This window comes from Simplicispira sp. (genome assembly GCF_028687295.1).
Classification (GTDB): Bacteria; Pseudomonadota; Gammaproteobacteria; order Burkholderiales; family Burkholderiaceae_C; genus Simplicispira; species Simplicispira metamorpha.
In genome coordinates this window covers 1-4,897 of record NZ_JAQUAL010000197.1, presented here as the reverse complement: position 1 = coordinate 4,897, position 4,897 = coordinate 1, and the positions used below count along the sequence as shown (strand labels likewise).

General features: G+C 64.1%; 3 protein-coding genes. All 3 read left to right on the top strand.

Features of this window, described 5'->3' with window-relative positions:
• Positions 1-488: 488 nt before the first annotated feature.
• The 3 genes from PHX69_RS15310 to PHX69_RS15300 all read left to right on the top strand — a co-directional run bounded on the left by PHX69_RS15310 (position 489) and on the right by PHX69_RS15300 (position 4,864).
• Positions 489-1,418: an EamA family transporter gene (locus PHX69_RS15310; protein ID WP_288044886.1), complete on the top strand. Its 930-nt coding sequence runs from the start codon at positions 489-491 to the stop codon at positions 1,416-1,418.
• Between the two features lie 180 nt (positions 1,419-1,598).
• Positions 1,599-3,161, top strand: coding sequence for a methyl-accepting chemotaxis protein (locus PHX69_RS15305; protein WP_288044883.1), 1,563 nt, complete (start codon positions 1,599-1,601; stop codon positions 3,159-3,161).
• A gap of 137 nt (positions 3,162-3,298) precedes the next feature.
• Positions 3,299-4,864 carry a methyl-accepting chemotaxis protein gene (locus PHX69_RS15300; protein WP_288044880.1) on the top strand — a complete coding sequence of 522 codons (1,566 nt, stop codon included), beginning with the start codon at positions 3,299-3,301 and terminating at the stop codon, positions 4,862-4,864.
• Positions 4,865-4,897 lie beyond the last annotated feature (33 nt).

The window sequence follows — 4,897 nt, the reverse complement described above, 5'->3', positions numbered from 1 at the left end:
GTGTGCCGCAGGACACACCCGCAGCGTGGACTGACTCGCCGTGGTTGTCCGAGCGCAGCGCCGCAGGCGCGCAGTGAGTTCCACGGCGCACCCCGCAAGTGCCCCGGCGCAGGTGTGCCCCAGCGCTCCGCGCTGGGGTCGCAGGCGTGGGGTCGCTTTTCTTTTGGGTACTTTTCTTTGGCGAAGCAAAGAAAAGTACCTCGCCCGCCGGGGCGAGACCCGGCTCCCGCCTTCAGCCAAGTTCCCGCCCTCAGCAAGAACGAAGCCCAAAGCCAAAGGATGAACCGAACGCTATTCTCAACAAAATCCGAAGCATTTTCAGCCCCCAGCCCAAGGCAGATAAGCGCTAACAGCTATCTTTTTTGAAGTATCTGCGCCGCTGGCTCAGGCAGCCATCGCCGACCACGCACGCACGCGCAGGGGCCTGGCGCTATGCTGGCGCCCCGCCGCGCACGTTGGCTGCCGGCGGTTTCTGGATTGTTCCCCCCATGTCTCTTCCCCTGAATGAACCCGGCTGGCTGTGGGTGCCGGTGGTGCTGTTTGCCGCTGCGGCGCAAACCGTGCGCAACACGGCCCAGCGCTCTTTGACCACTGAACTTGGCACCCTGCCTGCCACGCTGGTGCGTTTTTTGTACGGCTTGCCGTTTGCGCTGGTGTACCTGGCGCTGCTGTGCCTGTGGCTGCCCGCCGCGCGGGTGTTGCCCGACTTCAGCTTGGTCTATGTGGGCTGGATTGCGCTGGGCGCGCTGTTCCAGATTGCCGCCACGGCCGCGCTGCTGGTGGCCATGCAGGAGCGCAACTTTGCCGTGGCCGTCACGCTGGCCAAAACCGAGGTATTGCAGGTGGCGCTGTTCGCTGCCCTGTTTTTGCACGAGCTGCCCACGCCGCTGGCGCTGCTGGCCATGGTGCTGGCCACGCTGGGCGTGGCGGTGCTGTCGCTGCCCGCCGACCGGACGCAGTGGCTATCGGCCTCGGCCTGGCTGAGTCGTCCGGCGCTGTACGGGCTGGCCGGTGGCGCCTGTTTTGCGATTGCTACCGTGTGCTTTCGCGGTGGAGCGCTGGCACTGGGGGCTGCATCGCCCTGGGTGTCGGGCGCCTGGGGCGTGCTGCTGGCGCAGAGTTTGCAGTCGATAGGACTGGGCGCTTGGGTGGCACGGCGCACGCCCCAGGGCTTGGCGCCGCTGTGGCGTGCCTGGCGGGTGTCGCTGCTGACGGGGGCCATGGGCGCGGCGGCATCACTGGCCTGGTTCACCGCCTACGCGCTGCAAAGCGTGGGGCCGGTGCGCACGCTGGGCATGATCGAAGTGGTGTTCAGCTACTTTGTCTCGCGCCGCATCCTGAGCGAGAACCTGCTGTGGCAAGAAAAAGCCGGCATGCTCATGGTGGTGGCCGGCTTGCTGCTGGTGTGCTTGCAATAAACCTGTGCCTGTTGAACAGCGGCACCGCGCTGGTGATGCCGAGTTGTAAGTAAGGTTGTGCTTTTGTGGCACTAAATGTTACATTTAAATGAATGTTTACAGATCGGGCCATAAATTCGGCCATTTTTTGTTTTATCCCTATGGTCTGGGGGAATTTTTTCAGATAAAGAAAGACTGCCGATGCGAATCAACCTGCCTGTGACGGACGATGAATACGATTACCCCGCGCAGAGCATGTTGGTTTCCAGCACGGACACCAAGGGCGTCATCACCCATTGCAATACAGCGTTCATGGACGCCAGCGGCTATGCCTACGACGAGCTGATTGGCCAGCCCCACAACCTGATTCGCCACCCCGACATGCCGCCCCAGGCCTACAAAGACATGTGGGCCACCATCGGGCGCGGCCACGCCTGGACGGGGCTGGTGAAAAACCGGCGCAAAAACGGCGGCTTTTACTGGGTGCGTGCCAACGTCACGCCCATCATGGACGGCGGCAAGCCGCGTGGCTATATGTCGGTGCGCACCAAGCCCGGGCGTGCTGAGGTGCAGCAGGCTGAGGCGTTGTATGCGCAGTTGCGCGCCGACCATGCTGCGCAACGCCAAACCCTGCGTTTGCACCATGGCCGGGTGGTGTACCCCGGGCTGCGTGGCCTGTGGCAGCGTGTGGAGGGCATTTCTGCCACGCAGAATCTGGCGCTGATGCTGCTGGGCGTGGTCATCGTGGGCATGGTGCCGCGCTGGCTGGGTTGGCAAGGTGCGCTGGCCTGGGGAGCCGAGCTGGGTTTGATGCTGGCGGGCATTGCAGGCGTGCTGGCCTGGTTCCATGGGCGCATCGTGCGCGGTATGCGTGATGCCGGGCAATTTGCCCGCGACATTGCAGCCTGCAACCTGACTACCCAGCTCCAGAGCGAGCATTTCGCCCCCTCCTTGCGGTCATTGGCGGGCAATTTGCAACAAATTCAGGTCAATCTGCGTGCTGTGGTGGGCGATGTGCGCTCTGAAATTGCAGGCTTCATGGGCTCTGCCGATGACATTGCCCAGGGCGGCCACGATCTGTATGCGCGCACCGAAGCCCAGGCCGTGAGCCTGGAGAAAACCGCCTCTGCCATGGAAGAGCTGTCCAGCACCGTGCGCCAGACCGCCGATACCGCAGAGAGGGTCTCTGATGACAGCGCCCAAAGCGCCGAAGTGGCGCGCCGGGGTGGGCAGGCCGTGCAGCAGGTGGGCCAGGCCATGCAGGCCATCGAACGTTCTTCAAGCCAGGTCAGCGAGATCATTTCGGTGATTGAGGGCATTGCGTTCCAGACCAACCTGCTGGCGCTCAATGCCGCCGTGGAGGCTGCGCGTGCGGGTGAACAGGGCCGGGGTTTTGCCGTGGTGGCTGGTGAGGTGCGGGCGCTGGCCCAGCGCAGTGCCAGCGCGGCCAAAGAGATTCGCACGCTGATTGGTGCCTCGGCAGCGCAGGTGGCCGACGGTTCGCGCCAGATGGCAGAAGCGGGCAAAACCATTGCCGAAGTCGTGGCTTCGGTCTCGCGCGTCAGTGAGTTGGTGCACCAGATCAGCCTGGCCACCACCGAGCAGTCCGTGGGCATTGGCCAGGCCAACGAGGCCGTCACCCAGCTGGAGGCCGTCACCCAGCAAAACGCCGCGCTGGTGGAGCAAACCGCTGCCTCGGCGGATGCGCTCAAAAGTAACTCCACGGCGTTGTCGCGTTCGGTGCAGGTGTTCCTCCTGAACTGATGCGCGGGGGTAGTGTGCGGTTGTTTGTTGCTTATTTGCAACAAACTGTATAAAAAAGAGCAGTGCATGCGGTGTGTGGGGGTGCTGATGTGCCCGATTCCTATACTTGCGCGCACCTCACCACAGACCCCCGCAGCATGCGCACCAATTTGCCTGTCACGCCCCACGAATTTGATTTTCCCGGAGACGAATTGTTGATGTCCACCACGGACGCCAAGGGCACCATCACCCACTGTAATGCTGCCTTTGTCCGGGTCAGCGGCTATGCGATGGGCGAGCTGATGGGCCAGCCGCACAACATGGTGCGCCACCCCGATATGCCCCCCGAAGCGTTCAAGGACATGTGGAACACCATTGGCAAAGGCCGCAGCTGGGTGGGTGTCGTCAAGAACCGGCGCAAGGATGGCAGCTTTTACTGGGTGCGCGCCCACGTCACGCCACTGATGGAAAACGGCAAGCCCAAAGGCTATATGTCGGTGCGGGTCAAGCCCACGCGCGAGGAGGTGCGCGAGGCAGAATCCCTGTACCAGCGTGTGCGCCAGGAGCGCGAGTCGGGCAGGCACACTTTTTACCTGCATGCAGGGCGCGTGCGCCCCACGGGCTGGCGCGACCGCCTGGGGCGCCTGCAACGCGCCACCTTCACCGAGCGCTTGGTGGCCCTGATGCTGCCGCTGTGGGCGGCAGCGCTGGTGCCGCAGGCCATGGGCTGGATCCACAGCCCCCTGGCGCTGATGTTGCAGGCGGCACTGGTCATGGGCATCTCGGCCTTCATTGTGTGGCGCTTTCACCGCCGCATCACCCGGGCGCTGGCCGATGCCAACCAGGTGGCCATCGCCATCGCCGGGTGCAGCATTTCAGGTGACGAGCGCCGTATCCGCGAGCGCCATCCCATGGCCTTGCTGATGGAGCGTTTGCAGCAAATCCAGGTCAACCTGCGCGCCGTGGTGGGCGATGCCCGCAGCGAAATCGGCGCCTTTGGCCGCATTTCCGCAGAGATTGCCCAGGGCTCCCACGACCTGTCGGCGCGCACCGAGTCGCAGGCGAGCAGCTTGCAACAGACCGCAGCGTCCATGGAAGAACTCTCCAGCACGGTGCGCCAGTCGGTGGACACCACCGACCAGGTGCTCAAAGAAAGCGCGCACAGTGCCGAGCTGGCCCGCCGTGGCGGCGCTGCGGTGGCACAGGTCAGTGAGGTGGTGCAGGCGATCGAGCAATCCTCACGCAAGATGGGCCAGATCATTGCCACCATCGAGGGCATTGCCTTCCAGACCAACATCCTGGCGCTCAACGCCGCCGTAGAAGCCGCCCGCGCCGGGGAACAAGGCCGTGGTTTTGCCGTGGTGGCCGCCGAGGTGCGTGCGCTGGCCCAGCGCAGCGCCAAGGCAGCTGGCGAGATTCGCACCCTGATTGGTGAGTCAAGCGCCCACACCGAGCGCGGTGCGGTGCAGATGCAATCGGCCCGCCAGACGATTGAAGAGGTGGTGCAGTCGGTGGCCCACGTCAATGCACTGATGGGGCAGATCGGCATGGCCACGCGCGAGCAGTCGCAAGGCATTGCCCAGGTCAACGAGGCCGTCATCGACCTGGACCGCGTGACGCAGCAGAACGCTGCTTTGGTCGATGCCTCGGCACAATCGGCCAACGCCATGAGCCACAACGCTGCCGTTTTGGGGCGCACTCTGGCCGTTTTCCGGCTGCCTTGAGTCCGGCCAGGTGCGGCTGTGCCCGCGCGTTAC

What these genes read in the sequence shown, in the direction of transcription:
- PHX69_RS15305 (WP_288044883.1), top strand. Translation starts at nt 1,599, where the DNA reads ATGCGAATCAACCTGCCTGTGACGGACGATGAATACGATTACCCCGCG.
- PHX69_RS15310 (WP_288044886.1), top strand. Translation starts at nt 489, where the DNA reads ATGTCTCTTCCCCTGAATGAACCCGGCTGGCTGTGGGTGCCGGTGGTG.
- PHX69_RS15300 (WP_288044880.1), top strand. Translation starts at nt 3,299, where the DNA reads ATGCGCACCAATTTGCCTGTCACGCCCCACGAATTTGATTTTCCCGGA.